This is a genomic window from Paenibacillus sp. FSL H7-0442 (assembly GCF_038593105.1).
Lineage (GTDB): Bacteria > Bacillota > Bacilli > Paenibacillales > Paenibacillaceae > Paenibacillus > Paenibacillus polymyxa_D.
Window position 1 is genome coordinate 2,110,640 of sequence record NZ_CP151963.1, and the last position, 16,309, is coordinate 2,126,948.

Annotated in this window: 18 protein-coding genes; all 18 read left to right on the forward strand. The window is 46.2% G+C overall.

What is annotated here, in order from left to right:
* The first annotated feature begins 11 nt into the window (after positions 1-11).
* On the forward strand, positions 12-1,472 hold the full coding sequence (locus tag MHH57_RS09685) for a flagellar hook-length control protein FliK (protein ID WP_342435048.1): 1,461 nt from the start codon (positions 12-14) through the stop codon (positions 1,470-1,472).
* A gap of 19 nt (positions 1,473-1,491) precedes the next feature.
* The gene (locus MHH57_RS09690; RefSeq protein WP_318626667.1) at positions 1,492-2,025 is read left to right on the forward strand and encodes a flagellar hook capping FlgD N-terminal domain-containing protein; all 534 of its coding nucleotides are present in this window, start codon (positions 1,492-1,494) and stop codon (positions 2,023-2,025) included.
* The gene (locus MHH57_RS09695; protein ID WP_039274704.1) at positions 2,022-2,402 is read left to right on the forward strand and encodes a TIGR02530 family flagellar biosynthesis protein; all 381 of its coding nucleotides are present in this window, start codon (positions 2,022-2,024) and stop codon (positions 2,400-2,402) included. Before MHH57_RS09690 ends, MHH57_RS09695 begins: the two co-directional genes overlap by 4 nt.
* Before the next feature lie 103 nt (positions 2,403-2,505).
* Complete coding sequence (flgF, locus tag MHH57_RS09700; RefSeq protein WP_318626666.1) at positions 2,506-3,315, forward strand: flagellar basal-body rod protein FlgF; 810 nt, start codon at positions 2,506-2,508, stop codon at positions 3,313-3,315.
* A 60-nt stretch (positions 3,316-3,375) separates the two neighbouring features.
* Positions 3,376-3,600 carry a flagellar FlbD family protein gene (locus MHH57_RS09705; RefSeq protein WP_013309896.1) on the forward strand — a complete coding sequence of 75 codons (225 nt, stop codon included), beginning with the start codon at positions 3,376-3,378 and terminating at the stop codon, positions 3,598-3,600.
* Positions 3,597-4,070 (forward strand): flagellar basal body-associated FliL family protein, encoded by a 474-nt coding sequence (locus tag MHH57_RS09710; RefSeq protein WP_023988194.1) that lies wholly within the window; start codon positions 3,597-3,599, stop codon positions 4,068-4,070. The genes MHH57_RS09705 and MHH57_RS09710 overlap by 4 nt, the downstream gene beginning before the upstream one ends.
* Positions 4,071-4,113: 43 nt before the next feature.
* On the forward strand, positions 4,114-5,112 hold the full coding sequence (gene fliM, locus MHH57_RS09715; protein ID WP_029516998.1) for a flagellar motor switch protein FliM: 999 nt from the start codon (positions 4,114-4,116) through the stop codon (positions 5,110-5,112).
* Complete coding sequence (gene fliY / locus MHH57_RS09720) at positions 5,102-6,412, forward strand: flagellar motor switch phosphatase FliY (protein WP_029516999.1); 1,311 nt, start codon at positions 5,102-5,104, stop codon at positions 6,410-6,412. Before fliM ends, fliY begins: the two co-directional genes overlap by 11 nt.
* Before the next feature lie 29 nt (positions 6,413-6,441).
* A complete protein-coding gene (locus MHH57_RS09725) occupies positions 6,442-6,807 on the forward strand; it encodes a response regulator (RefSeq protein ID WP_010346372.1) in 366 nt (121 codons plus the stop codon).
* A gap of 12 nt (positions 6,808-6,819) precedes the next feature.
* Positions 6,820-7,353 (forward strand): flagellar biosynthetic protein FliO, encoded by a 534-nt coding sequence (locus MHH57_RS09730; RefSeq protein WP_029517000.1) that lies wholly within the window; start codon positions 6,820-6,822, stop codon positions 7,351-7,353.
* Positions 7,350-8,105, forward strand: coding sequence for a flagellar type III secretion system pore protein FliP (gene fliP, locus MHH57_RS09735; protein ID WP_013309901.1), 756 nt, complete (start codon positions 7,350-7,352; stop codon positions 8,103-8,105). The genes MHH57_RS09730 and fliP overlap by 4 nt, the downstream gene beginning before the upstream one ends.
* 37 nt (positions 8,106-8,142) lie before the next feature.
* On the forward strand, positions 8,143-8,412 hold the full coding sequence (gene fliQ, locus MHH57_RS09740; protein ID WP_007430038.1) for a flagellar biosynthesis protein FliQ: 270 nt from the start codon (positions 8,143-8,145) through the stop codon (positions 8,410-8,412).
* A gap of 10 nt (positions 8,413-8,422) precedes the next feature.
* Positions 8,423-9,208, forward strand: coding sequence for a flagellar biosynthetic protein FliR (fliR, locus tag MHH57_RS09745; protein ID WP_023988198.1), 786 nt, complete (start codon positions 8,423-8,425; stop codon positions 9,206-9,208).
* Entirely contained in the window at positions 9,208-10,320 is a 1,113-nt protein-coding gene (gene flhB, locus MHH57_RS09750) for a flagellar biosynthesis protein FlhB (RefSeq protein WP_049816971.1), read from the forward strand. The genes fliR and flhB overlap by 1 nt, the downstream gene beginning before the upstream one ends.
* A gap of 23 nt (positions 10,321-10,343) precedes the next feature.
* The gene (gene flhA / locus MHH57_RS09755; protein WP_016820963.1) at positions 10,344-12,377 is read left to right on the forward strand and encodes a flagellar biosynthesis protein FlhA; all 2,034 of its coding nucleotides are present in this window, start codon (positions 10,344-10,346) and stop codon (positions 12,375-12,377) included.
* Positions 12,374-13,816 carry a flagellar biosynthesis protein FlhF gene (flhF, locus tag MHH57_RS09760; protein WP_029517002.1) on the forward strand — a complete coding sequence of 481 codons (1,443 nt, stop codon included), beginning with the start codon at positions 12,374-12,376 and terminating at the stop codon, positions 13,814-13,816. The genes flhA and flhF overlap by 4 nt, the downstream gene beginning before the upstream one ends.
* Positions 13,813-14,700 (forward strand): MinD/ParA family protein, encoded by an 888-nt coding sequence (locus MHH57_RS09765; RefSeq protein ID WP_029517003.1) that lies wholly within the window; start codon positions 13,813-13,815, stop codon positions 14,698-14,700. Before flhF ends, MHH57_RS09765 begins: the two co-directional genes overlap by 4 nt.
* A gap of 30 nt (positions 14,701-14,730) precedes the next feature.
* Positions 14,731-16,281, forward strand: a complete 1,551-nt coding sequence (locus MHH57_RS09770) for a chemotaxis protein CheB (protein ID WP_029517004.1) — start codon at positions 14,731-14,733, stop codon at positions 16,279-16,281.
* Positions 16,282-16,309 lie beyond the last annotated feature (28 nt).

Genomic DNA, 16,309 nt, shown 5'->3' on the forward strand with positions numbered 1-16,309 from the left:
GTGAAAAATAAATGACCCTTATTTCTCAAAGTGTATCGCTCGGCTCCAGTCAGACAGCTAGCAGTACAACGGCCTCAACAACGACTACAGCCACAGCTGCTGGAGCAACCACGGGTGCTTTTAATCAAACACTTACGCAAATGATGACAGGCGGGCAAACGGGCTCAGCAGGCACAGATGCGAACGGTTCTCCATTAGTTATGGTACTCCCGCTTATTGCGACTGGAGAATCCACGGAAGCTCCAACGGAGTCGCTGGTCGAAACACTGGCTCCTTTGCTGCAGAATCTCGAAAAGTTGGATGATCAAGTAGCTGCCGATCCTGCTCTGCTTGCAACTCTTCAAGCTTGGATTCAGCAAGTACAACAGTTTTTGCAAGGCGACGGAACAAATCAACAGTTAAACGGTGGAGAAACGACAGAGGCGACAGGCTTAACAGCCTTGGCAGCCAACCCGGCTACTCTTCGATTTGCATTGCAGGACGCTTTGTCACAACTTGCCAATGTAGCAGAGCAGGCTTCTGGAGACCAAAAGTCCCAGGTGACACAGTTGCTACAATCGCTCCAAAGCGCAACGGCAGGTACGGGAGCAATTTCCGATGAGCAGTGGAATGGTGTAATGAAAGCTGTGGAACTTGCTGATGGTGGGGATTCACAAGCAGTTCAGCCTTCTGCAAATCGAACAAATGGTACTCAGACCGTAGCTACAGCCACTACAGACAAACAGGTTGTTGCTTCTCAGCAGCAAGCTAGTCAAGGCGAAACTAATCAACAAGGTTCAGAAGGGCAACGTTCATCAACTAATATTCTCGTTCAGTCTGCAGTTAAGACGACTGCAACGGATGAAGCGAGTGCATTCGTAGATGCAACTGAGCAAGCGGATTCGACAGCAACTGACAATCAGACTCCAGTGATCACGACTGCGGGACAGCTTTCGGTACAAACGCAAGGAACAACACCTTCGGCTCCGGCTCAACCAGTCGTACATGTGCGGCAATTTGCCAAGGAGATGACCGAATTTGTAGTGCAGAAACTTGACATTGTAAAACACACTGGCTTGACGGAAGCGACTATCATGCTTCGTCCAGATCATCTGGGCCAGCTGGAGGTTAAGCTGACAATGCAAAATGGTCATCTGGTTGCCCAGTTCATGACTGAGCATAGCGGAGCGAAGGATTTGCTGGAACAGCAAATGTCGCAGCTGCGTTCGAGTCTCCAGAGCCAAGGTATCCAGGTGGATAAGGTAGAAGTCACGCACAATGAGTCGCTTTCCTCCCATATGTATCAGGATGGGCGCGGATCTGGAGCTAATCAGCAGCAGCAGCAATCCAATCAACGTTCCAAAGCTCGTGGTAGAGAAGAGAGCGAAGATGCTATGAAGGTAGCTGAAATGGCAGAGGAACTCCGTAACTGGACAGCAGAACAACGTGCAGATGATATAAATCGGACAGGCTCCTTTACAGCACAAGCGTAATGATGGAGGTGAGAACACAATGACGACGACAGACAACAATGTATCCACCAGCAACGTCTGGCCGAATTACAATGTGAACAATGTCAAAACGGCGAGTGCTAAGGATACTAAGACTATGGGTAAAGATCAATTTCTGAAAATTTTGATCACCCAGCTACAAAATCAGGATCCGATGCAGCCTTTGGAGGATAAAGAATTTATCGCTCAAATGGCCCAGTTTTCCTCAGTGGAACAACTGATGAACATTTCTACGCAGTTGAATGCATTGGGACAGTCTTTGGGTACGGCTTCCGGTTTGATAGGAAAAGAAGTCAGCTGGATTGAGGCAGGTAAAAAAGACTCCATCACAGGTGAAACAGGTGCGGGTACCGTAAAAAGTGGAATCGTGGATTCTATCGTTATTCGCGACGGTGTGCAGTATGCCAAAATGGGAGCGGCTGAGGTGGCATTAAAAGATGTAACATCAGTGAGTCAGGCTAATACAACGACTCCCGCTACAAATACATCGGATACTTCATCTTCTTCCTCTACTGGAAGCGGTGAGAACTCATGAATGATAGAATGACGGTCGGACGCCTTTTTCCCGCCAACGTGCCCCCGGCAGCAATCTCACAAAACCGAGTAAATTCGGTATCCAAGGATGCCAGACCGTTCGGTCAGGTGTTGCAGGAACAGGTGCTCAAGCTGAGCAACCATGCAGCCAAGCGTCTGGAGCAGCGGGGAATAGAGTTGAGAAGTGACCAAATGGCGAAAATCAACTCTGCTGTGGATAAAGCAGCTGCCAAAGGCGCCAAAGAATCATTGATTTTAATGCAGGATATGGCTTTGATTGTAAGTGTACCTAATCGAACAGTTGTTACCGCGATGGATAAGAAGTCCATGGAGGATAACGTATTTACGCAGATAGATAGTGCTGTAATTATTTCATAAAAATGTATATGGAGTGGCTGGCCCGAATAGGAAAGCCATGAAAAAGCCGCGGATCGACTGATGCGGTCAACTAAGCAACCAATCAGAGGAGGATTTATACTCAATGTTGAGATCAATGTATTCAGGTGTATCGGGCATGAAGGGCTTTCAAACAAAGCTGGACGTTATCGGTAACAACATTGCAAACGTAAATACTACAGGCTTCAAGTCCAGCCGAGTGATGTTCAAAGATATCTTGAGCCAAACCAGTTCGGGTGCAAGTGCGCCTGACGCTACGACAACTGCAGGTCAAAATGCCAAGCAGGTTGGTCTAGGGGTGTCCGTCAGCTCAATTGATACCCTGCACCTTCCGGGTAGTGCAATGACTACCAATAATCCGACGGATTTGCGGATTAACGGTGACGGATTTTTCCTGATCAAAATGAATGATGCACAGGAAGTCCCTTATCTGACTCGTGCGGGTGATTTCCACATAGACGCAAACCGAAATCTGGTTACTGCAGATGGATTTTTTGTAGGAGATGCGGGTGGAGATCCAATCACACTTGCTGACAATGTTACGGCAGTCTCTATCTCGCAGGATGGTACGATTGTACAGCAGCTGGATGATGGTACAGTAGATAATGGCACGCAAATTGGTATAGCCAGAGTTACAAACCCAGAAGGTTTGGAGAAAATTGGAGGCAGCCTGTATCGTACAACGGTCAACTCCAACATTGATGCCATTGAGCCAGGAGCAGCCAACTCAGAGGGCCGTGGAGCTATTATCGCGGGTCAGCTGGAAATGTCCAACGTTGATCTGACAGGCGAATTTACCGAAATGATCGTAGCTCAGCGCGGATTCCAAGCGAACTCGCGTATCATTACGACCTCGGATGAAGTGCTTCAGGAAGTTGTAAACTTGAAACGATAATCTCATTTAAACGCGGAGGAGTAGAGGCTCCTCCGCACCTATCAGGAGGTTGGTATTACGATGATCCCGTTAACGCGGCTGAACGGCTCGCCTATGTGGCTTAATGCGCTGCTCATTGAGACTGTGGAGGAAACACCGGATACATACGTCACTTTGGTGACGGGGAAACGGTTGATTGTATTGGAAAAAGCGGCAGATGTCGTCTCCTTGATCAAGGGTTACAGCCGTGAAATCGGCATGCATGCCGCCACGATAAAAGTGCAACAAATGGAGGAAGACGAATGAAGAAGATGCTGCCATGGCTCATTACAATTTTACTCGCGATTACTTTGATTGCAGGCGCGGCCTTTGTACTTATACCAGCGCTTAGCGGGAAGAAGTCGGAAGTCATACCGAATGCGCAAGCTGCTCAGGCAGAACAACTTCCAAGATTGTCAGCAGATGAATTGGTGGAAGTGAGCTCTGAAATTACCGGTATCAAAACAAATCTGGCAGACGCAGATTACATTGTCCAGATGAACTTATCTTTTCAATTGAACGATGCCAAAGCAAAAGAATCTTTTGAAAAAATCAAAGACATCAGTATTAAGCCCATCGTTATTCAATTACTTGCAGACACCAAACCTGATGAGCTCAGAACGGCTAAAGGCCGGGACCAGTTCAGTGACAAGCTGACGGATCTCATCAACAAGTCGCTCCCTGAAGGTCACCTGGGGAACGCCAAAATTACAGACTTTTTGCTGGCAGCCATTTGATTCCAGGTGAACTTGTCAGGAACACGTAAGGGGGTGAATAACATTGGTGGATGTACTGTCACAAGGGGAAATTGATGCCCTTTTAGCAGCTCTTTCGTCCGGTGAAATGGATGCGGAAGAACTTAAAAAGGAAGATACCCAAAAGAAAGTTCGCGCTTATGATTTCAAAAGAGCGCTTAGGTTTTCCAAGGATCATATACGGAGTCTGACGCGGATACACGAGAACTTTGCACGGTATCTGACCACATATTTTTCAGCGCAGCTTCGTACTTTTGTCCAAATTAATGTCGTTCAGGTGGAGCAACTTCCTTATGATGAATTCATTCGCTCCATTCCGAAAATGACCATTCTAAACATTTTTGAAGCTGAACCGCTGGAAGGCCGTATGGTGCTTGAGGTTCACCCGAACGTTGCTTATGCCATGTTGGACAGGCTTCTCGGAGGAACAGGTTCGGCACCGTCAAAGGTTACTGCGTTGACCGAAATCGAGACGACGATTATGGAGCGAATTTTCAGTCGTACCTTTGATAGCCTGCAAGAGGCTTGGAAAACGGTACTGGACATTGAACCGCGCCTAGAGGCGATGGAAACAAATCCGCAGTTCATGCAGATTGTCTCGCCGAATGAAACGATTGCTCTGATTTCGCTTAGTACCAAAATTGGTGATACCACAGGGATGATTAACCTCTGTATCCCGCATGTGGTATTGGAACCTATTATGGCTAGACTGTCCACGCACCAGTGGTTTACATCCGAAAAGAAATCAAGGGCGCCCGAAGAGATTGACGCCTTGAGATTACGGGTCACCAAAGCAGAGCTCCCTATTATTGCGGAGTTGGGTGAATCCCGGATAAATGTAGCCGAGTTTCTGGGTCTTTCGGTCGGGGATGTCATTTCATTGAACAAACCTGTCAAAGAAGGACTATCCATCCGGGTAGGCGAGAAATTGAAGTTTATGGGAAGTCCCGGCATGGTAAGAGATCGTGTTGCCGTACAAATTGATGAAATTGTCAACGAAGGAGTTGAAGAAATTGACGAGTAAAGACTATTTGTCCCAGGAGGAAATCGATGCCTTGCTGAAACAGTCTGAAGCGGGGACGGATTCTACTCCCGCAGGCAAGACCGTTGACGATTTTCTGACTCCTCTGGAGCAGGATGCTCTCGGGGAAATCGGTAATATAACGTTCGGCAGCGCAGCTACGGCTCTTTCCACACTGCTCGGTCAAAAGGTGGATATTACGACACCTAAAGTTTCAATTATTACCCGTTCTGAATTTGAAACTGCATTTCCAAAGCCACACGTAGCTGTACATGTAAATTATGTCGATGGATTCGAGGGTATTAACTCACTCGTAATCAAAAAGCGTGATGCACAAGTGATAGCGGACTTAATGCTTGGTGGTGAAGGAAACCCAGCAGATGAAGAATTGAATGAAATCCACATTAGTGCTGTGCAGGAAGCGATGAACCAGATGATGGGATCGTCGGCGACCTCAATGTCTACTATGTTTAATCGTTTTGTTAATATCTCTCCACCGGGGATTGATATTTTGGATCCTATGCACGGTGATGGAGTATCCAGTCTGCCGGATGAAGAGACGCTCATCACAGTCTCCTTCCGGTTATTGATCGGGGATCTTATTGACTCTACGCTGATGCAACTGTTACCTGTTAATTTCGCCAAAAAAATGGTGAGCATCCTAATGAATGGCGGAGAGGATGAAGAACAACCGCAAGCGTCTGCACAGCAGGTAGCTGCAACAGCTGCTCCCGAAGTGCCGCAACAAGCTAGCGTTCCGCAGCAACCGCCTGCACCAGCCTATCAACAGCCACCTGCAGCCGCGCAGGCGCCGCAAGACGCAGGCTATGGACAACAACCGCCAATGTATCCTCAAGACCCGGGATATGGGCAGCAGGGCGCTCCAGGCTATGGAACACCGGGTTATGGAATGCCAGCTGGTGTACCGCCGCAAGCTCCTTACGGAACGCCTCATCACTACGGCGCAGTACCGGGACGTAATGTAAATGTACAACCTGTACAATTTTCTAACTTGCAGTCCGGTGCATTTGCGCAAGTGGATGAAAATAATTTAAATTTATTGATGGACATTCCCCTTAGAGTCACCGTAGAATTAGGAAGGACCCAAAAGCAAATTAAAGATATTCTGGAGCTCTCACAAGGTTCAATTATTGAACTAGACAAGCTTGCTGGGGAGCCGGTGGACATTTTGGTAAACAACAAACTGATTGCCAAGGGCGAGGTTGTCGTAATCGACGAGAACTTTGGTGTGCGCGTAACAGATATTGTAAGTCAATGGGACCGTATTCAAAAATTACAATAAAAGCATAATTTAGGGAGGATTTATTTCAGATGGCAAACCGTATTTTGATCGTGGACGATGCTGCATTTATGAGAATGATGATTCGGGACATCCTGTCCAAAAATGGATTTGAGGTAGTAGGAGAGGCCCAAGATGGATCACAGGCCATTGAAAAATTCAAGGAGCTTCGTCCGGACCTGATTACGATGGATATCACGATGCCTGAAATGGACGGCATTGCCGCTCTAAAGGAAATCAAACAAATTGACGCGAATGCAAAGGTTATCATGTGTTCCGCGATGGGTCAGCAAGCAATGGTTATTGATGCCATTCAAGCTGGCGCAAAAGATTTTATCGTTAAGCCTTTCCAATCGGATCGGGTTATCGAAGCCATCAACAAAACACTGGGTGTCTAAGGCGCACCCAGTATGGATACACAACAGGGTGCCTCTGACGCATTGAGTACATCCAGCAATATAGGCAACATTGCCTGGGTCCTTTTCGTGCTAATCTTTATCATCGTACTGATCGTGTACTTGATACGGTTTTTGAGTAAAAGAAATCAGAGCTGGTTCAGCAACCGCTCCGTTCGCATACTGGGAGGCGTGGGACTGGGTCCCAATAAATCCCTTCAGCTTGTTGAAGTAGGTAGCAGTGTGTACCTCATTGGTGTGGGAGAAGATATCCAGCTTGTTGACAAAGTATCCGATCCTGAAGAAGTGGAGCAAATTTTGGCCGCACTGGAGCAGGAAGCTTCTCTGCAGCGCGGCCCGATTGCCCCGCTATTCGCTAAAATTGCGGATAAGCTTCGCCGGAACAACGCGGCACAGCAGCAGCCTGAAGAGGAGACATCTTTTCACGAGATGTTTGAATCCAAGCTTCGGCAAATGCCGAATCGCAAGGATAAACTTGAAAAGCTGCGCAATGAGGAGAATACTACAGATCGGTCGGGAGATTCATGAGAAAAAAGATTATACTTGCATGTTTGCTGCTTGTCTTATTCAGCTTCATTTCGGTGACGGCGGCCTCTGCGGAACCGATTCCGAACATTGATATTCAAGTCGGCAATTCGGACAAAGGACAGCCCGGTGCCACCTCGCTGTCTATTATTTTACTTATTACTGTCATTAGTGTAGCGCCCGCGTTGCTTGTACTTATGACAAGTTTTACGCGAATTGTGATTGTGCTTGGCTTTGTGCGAACTTCGCTGGGAACCCAGCAGATGCCGCCTAATCAGGTGCTTGTTGGACTGGCTTTGTTTCTCACTTTATTCATTATGGCACCGACGTTCTCAGCTATGAATGAAACTGCGCTTCAGCCGTATCTCAAGGGGGATATAACACAGTCTCAGGCGCTGGACAAGGCATCGGTACCGATCAAGACCTTTATGTTCTCTCATACACGTGAGAAGGATCTACTGCTCTTTATGAAATACACCAAGATGGAAAAACCAAAGAATTATCAGGATATTCCACTAACGGTGATGGTTCCGGCTTATGCAATCAGTGAGTTGAAAACGGCCTTTCAGATGGGCTTTATGATTTTCATACCATTTTTAGTTATAGACATTGTAGTGTCGAGTACACTCATGGCTATGGGGATGATGATGCTACCACCGGTAATGATTTCACTTCCTTTTAAAATACTGCTCTTTGTACTTGTAGATGGTTGGTATTTGGTAGTCAAATCGTTGCTTCTAAGTTTTAACACATGAGTACTTCATGCAAGGACAGCAATCAAGGAGGACGGCAATGACTTCGGAGTTTATTATTTCCCTGGCTGGGCAAGCGGTGTACATTGTACTCAAGGTGAGCGCTCCGATGCTGATTTTGGGGCTAGTCGTGGGTTTGATTATCAGCATTTTTCAGGCGACAACCCAAATTCAGGAGCAGACACTGGCCTTTGTTCCGAAGATTGTCGCCGTATTGCTGGCATTGCTTTTGTTCGGGCCTTGGATATTGACCACATTAGTGGACTTTACGTATAACATTCTGGACAATTTGTACAAATATATAGGTTAGGCTGAATGTTATGAACATATTGTTACAAAGTTTTCCTGTTTTTTTGCTGATTTTTTGTCGAATTACCTCATTTTTTGTAGTAGCGCCTATTTTTTCGACCCGAGGTGTACCTAATATCTTTAAGGTCGGAATTTCAGGATTTCTAGCTTTGGTCGTGTATCTTACATATGGTACGCATCAACAGGTACCGACCGATGTAGCGTATGTGCTGTTAGTGGGCCGTGAAGTGCTGATTGGGTTGTTATTGGGATTTACTGCATATCTGTTCATGACAGCGATCCAAACCGCAGGCTCATTTATAGATTTACAGGTGGGGTTCGGAATGGCGAGTGTGTTTGATCCCATGACAGGGGCTTCAACGCCTTTAACAGGGAATTTTAAGTTTGCCATAGCTGTATTGTTCTTTTTAAGTATAAATGGGCACCATCATCTGCTAAATGCTATCTTATACAGCTATGATTGGGTACCGTTGACAAATGATTTTTTTGTAAAGCTGTATGGTGGCAGTGTAACTGAATTCCTGGTACGTTCTTTTGCGGAATCATTTATGCTGGCCTTTCAAATTGCTGCCCCCATTGTAGTAGCTACCTTTTTAACGGATGTGGGACTCGGTTTTTTAGCTAAAACAGCGCCACAATTCAACATTTTTGTCATTGGTGTACCTCTTAAAATTATTGTGGGACTGTTCATGTTACTGCTTCTCATGCCAAGTTTTGCTTTTATATTCGAAAGATTGTTTTCTGTGATGTTCGAATCCATGCGCAACTTGTTGGATATTATGGGTAATCGTCCTTAATATCTGGTCTGGAGGAACGTAGTTTGTCATTTAAATATGCTATGAACCTGCAGTTGTTCTCAGGGGAAAAAACGGAAAAAGCTACACCCAAAAAGAAACAGGATGCAAGACAAAAAGGGCAGGTTGCAAAAAGCATGGAGTTGCCCGCCGCTGGTGTCCTGCTGGTTACGTTTTTTTGCCTCATGATTTTCGGCGGGTATTTTAAGGACCATGCGGTTCGACTATTTCGAGATATTTTTGTGAATCGGCTTTCTATGGAGGTAACGCCGAACACAACGCTGCTGATGATGGGCGAATATGGTGTGCAAATTTTGATTATGTTGGCACCTATTTTTATTGGGGCCATTGTCATTGGGATAGCAGCGAATTACATGCAGATCGGTTTTTTATTAACCGGAGAGGGCATTACGCCCAAGTTTAGCAAGATTGATCCGATTAAAGGATTCAAAAATATTTTTTCCATGAGGTCATTGGTTGAATTCCTGAAATCTGTTTTAAAGATGACCGTAATTGGTTATCTGGTGTACAGCGTACTCTGGAAAACAAAGGCTGACCTACCCAAACTGTCTGAAATGTCCGGCGATCAGATGTTGAGCTTTACAGCTTCATTAACGATGGAACTGGGGCTCAAAATTGGTGTGGTGCTGTTCGTTTTAGCGGTATTGGACTATATGTATCAACGTTATGAGCATGAGAAAAACCTGAAAATGTCCAAACAGGACATCAAGGATGAATACAAGAAAATGGAGGGTGACCCGCTGATCAAAGGGAAAATTCGCGAGCGTCAGCGCCGTATGGCTATGCAGCGTATGATGCAGGAGGTTCCTAATGCAGATGTCATCATTACCAACCCTACGCACTTTGCTGTGGCTTTGAAATATGACGGTTCGGAGATGGAAGCGCCGCAGATTATTGCGAAAGGGCAAGATTACGTTGCGCTCCGAATTAAAGAAATTGCCAAGCAAAACGGCGTTATAACGATGGAAAACAAGCCGCTGGCGCGGGCGCTGTTTCAAAGAGCCGAAATCGGGGATGCGATACCAGCTGATCTGTTCCAGGCCGTTGCCGAAGTGCTGGCGTATGTATATAAATTAAAAGGTAAAGTGAAATAAAGGGATCGGAGGGCTAGAGACCCGTGAAAATAAAAGAAATAACTGTCCTTGCAGGCGTCATCGGTATCGTTCTTATGATGATTCTCCCGATCCCATCATGGCTGCTGGATATCCTACTCGTCATTAATATTTCTATTGCTTTAATGATTCTACTCGTTTCTATGAATACGAAGGAAGCTTTACAGTTCTCTATTTTCCCTTCATTGCTGCTCATTACAACGTTATTTCGTTTGGCACTTAATATCTCTACAACCAAACTTATTTTAGGTGAGGGCCATGCAGGGGAAGTAGTTGCTACGTTTGGTAGTTGGATTGCAGGAGGGCAAATTGCCGTCGGTTTTGTTGTCTTTCTCATTCTCGTGGTCGTACAGTTCATTGTTATCACCAAGGGATCTGAGCGGGTTGCTGAGGTAGGCGCACGGTTTACATTGGATGCAATGCCGGGTAAACAAATGAGTATTGATGCGGATCTGAATGCAGGTTTGATCAATGAGCAGCAAGCCCGTGAACGACGCAGTAAAATCGAACGGGAAGCAGATTTTTACGGAGCGATGGATGGTGCGAGTAAATTCGTTAAAGGTGATGCCATTGCTAGTATTATCATTTTGATCATCAACTTGGTCGGTGGCTTTATTATCGGTATGGCCGTTCAGGGAAAAGGATTTCAAGAGGCGCTGTCGACTTATTCTGTCCTCACCATCGGTGACGGACTGGTCAGTCAGATACCCGCACTGCTCATATCCACGGCGTCAGGCTTGATTGTTACGCGGGCTACGTCAGATGGCAACTTGGCAGAGGATTTAACTGGACAACTCTTTTCTTATCCAAAACTGATCTACATTGTGGCTGCCACAATTGCATTATTAGGGCTTTTCACACCTATTCATATCATTACAACTCTTCCACTGGCGATTCTGCTGTTTTTTGCGGCTCGAAGAATGCAGGGCAATATGGAGCGCAAGCAGATAGCCGATGAACAGCTGGAAGAGGAGCAACAAATTGAAGAAGTCCGTAGTCCGGAAAGTGTCATTAATTTGCTTCAGGTAGATCCAATTGAATTTGAATTTGGATACGGGTTAATTCCGCTGGCGGATACACAGCAGGGCGGGGATTTATTAGATCGGATTATTATGATCCGTCGTCAATGTGCTTTGGAGCTAGGTCTGGTTGTGCCGGTCATTCGTATTCGGGACAACATTCAGCTCAAGCCAAACGAGTATGTAATTAAAATTAAAGGTAATACCGTGGGCGGCGGAGAGCTTCTGTTAAATCATTACCTGGCTATGAGTCCGGGATACGACGATGATTCTATTACAGGAATCGAAACGACGGAACCAGCCTTCGGATTGCCTGCGCTCTGGATTGATGAGAACACCAAGGATGTTGCGGAATTATCTGGTTATACCGTAGTTGATCCACCTTCAGTTGTAGCTACTCATCTTACGGAGACGATCAAGAAACATGCTCATGAGTTGCTTGGCAGACAGGAAACACGGTCGCTGGTCGACAATCTCAAAGAGAATTATCCAGTGCTGGTGGACGACCTTATTCCTTCTGTGCTTGCGATTGGGGATGTACAAAAAGTGCTGGCCAAGCTATTGAAAGAAAAAATCTCCATTCGCGATATGGTGACTATTTTCGAAACACTAGCTGACTACGGTACTTATACAAAAGATCCCGACGTGCTGACTGAATATGTCCGTCAGGCGTTGTCCCGTCAGATTACGCAGCAATTTGCCCAACAAGGGGAGACGTTACGCGTTATTACAGTGGGACCAGGATTGGAGAAGAAAATTGCTGAAAGCGTGCAACAGTCGGAGCAAGGTAGCTATTTAGCTCTAGACCCGGTGTCAACGCAAACGGTGTATCAAAGAATGATGGAGCAAATCAACCGTCTCATTCAATCTGGACAGCAGCCTATTGTGTTAACGTCACCGACAATTCGTATGTATTTGCGGCAAGTGATGGAGCGGACGATGCAGGATGTCCCAGTGCTGTCGTACAGTGAGCTGGAGCCGAACGTTGAAATTCAAAGTGTCGGGGTGGTGAACTTATGAGAGTGAAACGATATGTAGTGGATACCATGCCAGAAGCTATGCTGCAAATCAGGGGTGACTTAGGAACAGACGCCGTCATTTTAAGTACAAAGGAAATGAAGGTCGGCGGTTTCATGGGAATGTTCAGTAAAAAGAAAATCGAAGTGGTAGCTGCGGTAGAGGAGAAGCAACCTCAAAAGCCACGACGTTTTGGATTATCTTCACAAGAGCTTGCCCAGGCGGCTTCATCTTCAATGAATGCTCCTGAACAGCCAGAAAAATCATTTATGCCTGTGGTTCCCAGACAAGCTGCTCCAGAAGCTTATCGGCGGGTAACGCAGATGACGGGTGGTTCCAAAGAAGAACAAGCTGAATTAATGATCGATGCAGAACAAGCAGCTTCAGCAACTGAGCATTTGTCATCTAGGTCTGCTAATAATCTGGAGACTACGTCTCAAGCACTTGATCATGAAGCATTACTTTCGAACATGAAATCATCCAGTGAACTGTTTAAACAGCCCATTGAAGCAAGCGTTCCAGACAAGAGCGGAGCGGAGGAAAATCAGGCTCTGCTTAATGAATTGCGGGAAATGAAGACTATGATGACTCGGTTTTCCCGAAACTCTTCAATGGAAAGTACTTGGCCGGAGCCGCTGCAAGAGATTTGTGAGCGTGTGCTGGAACAGGAAGTGGAACGTGATTTACTGGAGTATTGGCTCGAACAGGTATATGTGCGTCGGAGCGAGCACCCTTTTGCGCCTGAAACTTTCGATTGGGAACAAGCCTTTCGTGAGGAAGTGGCCAGTTTTATTCAGACAAGACTGGACAAAGGGATCTCCAAAGATACCAAAATTGTGTATGTGGCAGGTCCTACCGGAGTAGGGAAAACAACAACCATTGCCAAGTTAGCAGCAGAACAGTTGTTTAAGCATCATCGCAAAGTTGGATTTATTACTTCTGACACGTACCGGATTTCAGCCGTCGAGCAACTGCGAACATATGCTACGATTTTGAATGTACCGCTTGAAGTTGTGCAATCTCCCGGTGACGTCCACAGAGCCATTCAACGGCTGGAACATTGTGACCTGATCCTCATGGATACCGCAGGACGAAATTATCGTAATGAATTACTTGTTTCGGAACTGCAAAGTCTGCTTTCGCCTATTAATGAAAGTGAGACGTATCTGGTACTCAGCCTGACATCCAAAAGTAAAGATATGCTCAATATAACTGGACATTTCAGCAAGTTTGGTCTCGGTAAGGTTGTATTTACTAAGATGGACGAGACAGGTAGCTGCGGTGGAATGTTTAATCTTTTGCATCAATTTCCTATGCAGCTGGCCTATATTACCAATGGACAAAATGTTCCTGATGACCTGCTTCATCCCGATACAGAAATGGTCACAAGCATGCTGCTTGGACCCAAAACATCAACAGGAGTTAACGGAGATTCCATATGAGTGACCAAGCCCAATCACTTAGACAAATGGCTTCTTCCTTGGATAAATATCGATTGCCCCCACGTAGTCGTCAAGCAAAAATTATAACGATCACCAGTGGTAAAGGCGGGGTGGGCAAATCCAATTTCACGCTGAACTTTGCTCTTGCTCTGCAATCCCTTGGTCGAAGGGTACTTGTGTTTGATGCTGATATAGGTATGGCCAATATTGATGTATTAATGGGAGCCAATTCACAATACAATCTTTTACATCTGCTAAAACGTGAGAAATCAATTGATGAAATTATTCAAACGGGTGTAGGTGGTTTGCCTTATATTGCTGGAGGATCGGGTTTGAGCGAATTGTTTACGTTATCGGATGACGATCTGAATTATTTTGCCGAAGAAGTAGAGAAAATGGCGGCAGATATGGATTATATTCTATTTGATACAGGTGCAGGTTTATCCAAAGAAAACCTTAAATTCATCACTTCAGCTGACGAATGCCTGGTTGTAACTACACCGGAACCTACGTCCTTAACAGATGCGTATGCGCTAATTAAAGTCGTCAGCGGTTTGCAAAAGGATACGGTATTCAAAATTATAGTCAATCGTGCCGATAACGATAATGAGGCCCGTCAAGTTGCCGATAAGATCGCACTGGTTGCGAAACGCTTTTTGGAGATCGATATCCCGTTGCTTGGACATATCAGTGATGATACTCATGTCATGCAAGCAGTCAAAAGGCAAGTACCATTTATGGTTGCTTTTCCGGGATGTGCGGCTTCAAGAGATGTATTGAATCTGGCACACCGTTTTGCAGCAATGCCACAGATTCCGCAATCAGGTGCATTGAGTGGAATTAAAGGGTTTATGCAAAAATGGTTGCGGCGTTCTGTACATTGATTTTGATGAGAGGAAACAGAGGTGTTTAACATGTGTGCTTACCGGGTGCTGGTTGTAGATGATTCGGCCTTTATGCGCAAAATTATTACAGATTTAATTGTAAGGGATGAGTCGTTCAACATCGTAGGTACAGCCGCCAATGGCAAAGAGGCTGTAGAGAAAGTGAAGGAATTGCAGCCCGATTTGGTCACCATGGATGTCGAGATGCCTGAAATGAATGGTCTTGAAGCATTGCCATTGATTATGGCAGCCCATCCGCTACCTGTAATTATGCTGTCAGGCATTAATGAACAAGGCATGAAGGAGACCATCATGGCTCTGGAGGCAGGAGCTTTCGATTTTATAAGAAAGCCTTCCATCGCTCATGCGCAAGATATTGAGCAAGTGAGTAAGGCGCTGCTGGAACAGATGCACACTGCTATGCAAGCAGTGCGGAGTCGTCTGGAGCGCAAGGAAGCTAATGAGCGCAAAGCTGCATTGGAACAAGCGAAAAAAACGCCACAGCAAAAGCCTCCAGGACAGGCTGTGACTGAGAAGCGATCAGGCAGTCAAGCTTCGACAGACAAGTCTCCTGTTGTTCCGCTTGCTCCTTCACCTGCTGTATCAGCTCAGCCGAAGCGTGATGTTGGCAAGTCCGCCCCGGCAGTAGCCAAGCAGGAAACTAAACGACAACAGTCTGGAACATCTGTTACAGCGGGGCGCATAGAACAGCAGCCAGCTGCTCAGCCAAGCAATAAGTCAGTCCAAGCACCTACTGTTCAGAAGAAGGAAGATTTGTCCAAGGGGATAGGACGAACACCAGGGCAACTAAACAGTACTACTACGGCCGCTGGCAAATCGCTGCATGGTAAGGATAAAGCAGGCTTGGTTAAGCCGGAGCCCCATAAGACGGTGATTTCATCAGCTACTCGTACTCCTGCGGCTGCTACGCCTCCAGTAGCGGCACCTACAGTTCCTGCCGCACCTAAGGGATTGTCACTTAAAAAAGGTGTGCACACGTCCAACTTTCGCAAACTAGTGGCGGTGGGATGTTCTACGGGCGGTCCGCGGGCGCTTAAGACGCTGTTGGAACGCATTCCTGGTGATTTTCCTGCTCCAATCGTTATCGTTCAGCATATGCCGCCAAACTTCACTCGTTCGCTGGCACAACGCTTAAACACGTTAAGTCCACTCCGAGTTGTGGAGGCTGAGCAGGGAATGACGTTGGAGACTGGAACGGCCTACATTGCCCCAGGGGGATATCAACTAAGAATTGTACCAGGAGCTGGTGGTAAATACACTGTGTCACTGAAGACGGAGGAAGCTCGCAATGGTCACCGTCCTTCCGTAGATACGATGTTTGAATCGTTGCTCTCGTTAACCTCGTTGGAGCGGCATCTAGTATTGCTCACTGGAATGGGGAGCGACGGGGCCAAAATGATGAAGAAGCTTTATGATGCTGGGGTACAATCCACATTTGCTGAAAATGAGGAAACTTGTGTAGTGTACGGAATGCCCCGCTCAGCAGTAGAGTTAAAATGTGTGCGTCACCTTCTGCCAATGCAGGAGATCGCCCCCAAGCTTGTACAAGTTGTGAAATAATCGGAGTGTAACTCATGGAGGAGGTGTC

Excerpts from the sequence above, each read along its gene's own strand:
- MHH57_RS09685 (WP_342435048.1), top strand. The coding sequence starts at position 12 with ATGACCCTTATTTCTCAAAGTGTATCGCTCGGCTCCAGTCAGACAGCT.
- MHH57_RS09690 (WP_318626667.1), top strand. The coding sequence starts at position 1,492 with ATGACGACGACAGACAACAATGTATCCACCAGCAACGTCTGGCCGAAT.
- MHH57_RS09695 (WP_039274704.1), top strand. The coding sequence starts at position 2,022 with ATGAATGATAGAATGACGGTCGGACGCCTTTTTCCCGCCAACGTGCCC.
- flgF (WP_318626666.1), top strand. The coding sequence starts at position 2,506 with ATGTTGAGATCAATGTATTCAGGTGTATCGGGCATGAAGGGCTTTCAA.
- MHH57_RS09705 (WP_013309896.1), top strand. The coding sequence starts at position 3,376 with ATGATCCCGTTAACGCGGCTGAACGGCTCGCCTATGTGGCTTAATGCG.
- MHH57_RS09710 (WP_023988194.1), top strand. The coding sequence starts at position 3,597 with ATGAAGAAGATGCTGCCATGGCTCATTACAATTTTACTCGCGATTACT.
- MHH57_RS09725 (WP_010346372.1), top strand. The coding sequence starts at position 6,442 with ATGGCAAACCGTATTTTGATCGTGGACGATGCTGCATTTATGAGAATG.
- MHH57_RS09730 (WP_029517000.1), top strand. The coding sequence starts at position 6,820 with ATGGATACACAACAGGGTGCCTCTGACGCATTGAGTACATCCAGCAAT.
- fliP (WP_013309901.1), top strand. The coding sequence starts at position 7,350 with ATGAGAAAAAAGATTATACTTGCATGTTTGCTGCTTGTCTTATTCAGC.
- fliQ (WP_007430038.1), top strand. The coding sequence starts at position 8,143 with ATGACTTCGGAGTTTATTATTTCCCTGGCTGGGCAAGCGGTGTACATT.
- fliR (WP_023988198.1), top strand. The coding sequence starts at position 8,423 with ATGAACATATTGTTACAAAGTTTTCCTGTTTTTTTGCTGATTTTTTGT.
- flhF (WP_029517002.1), top strand. The coding sequence starts at position 12,374 with ATGAGAGTGAAACGATATGTAGTGGATACCATGCCAGAAGCTATGCTG.
- MHH57_RS09765 (WP_029517003.1), top strand. The coding sequence starts at position 13,813 with ATGAGTGACCAAGCCCAATCACTTAGACAAATGGCTTCTTCCTTGGAT.
- MHH57_RS09770 (WP_029517004.1), top strand. The coding sequence starts at position 14,731 with ATGTGTGCTTACCGGGTGCTGGTTGTAGATGATTCGGCCTTTATGCGC.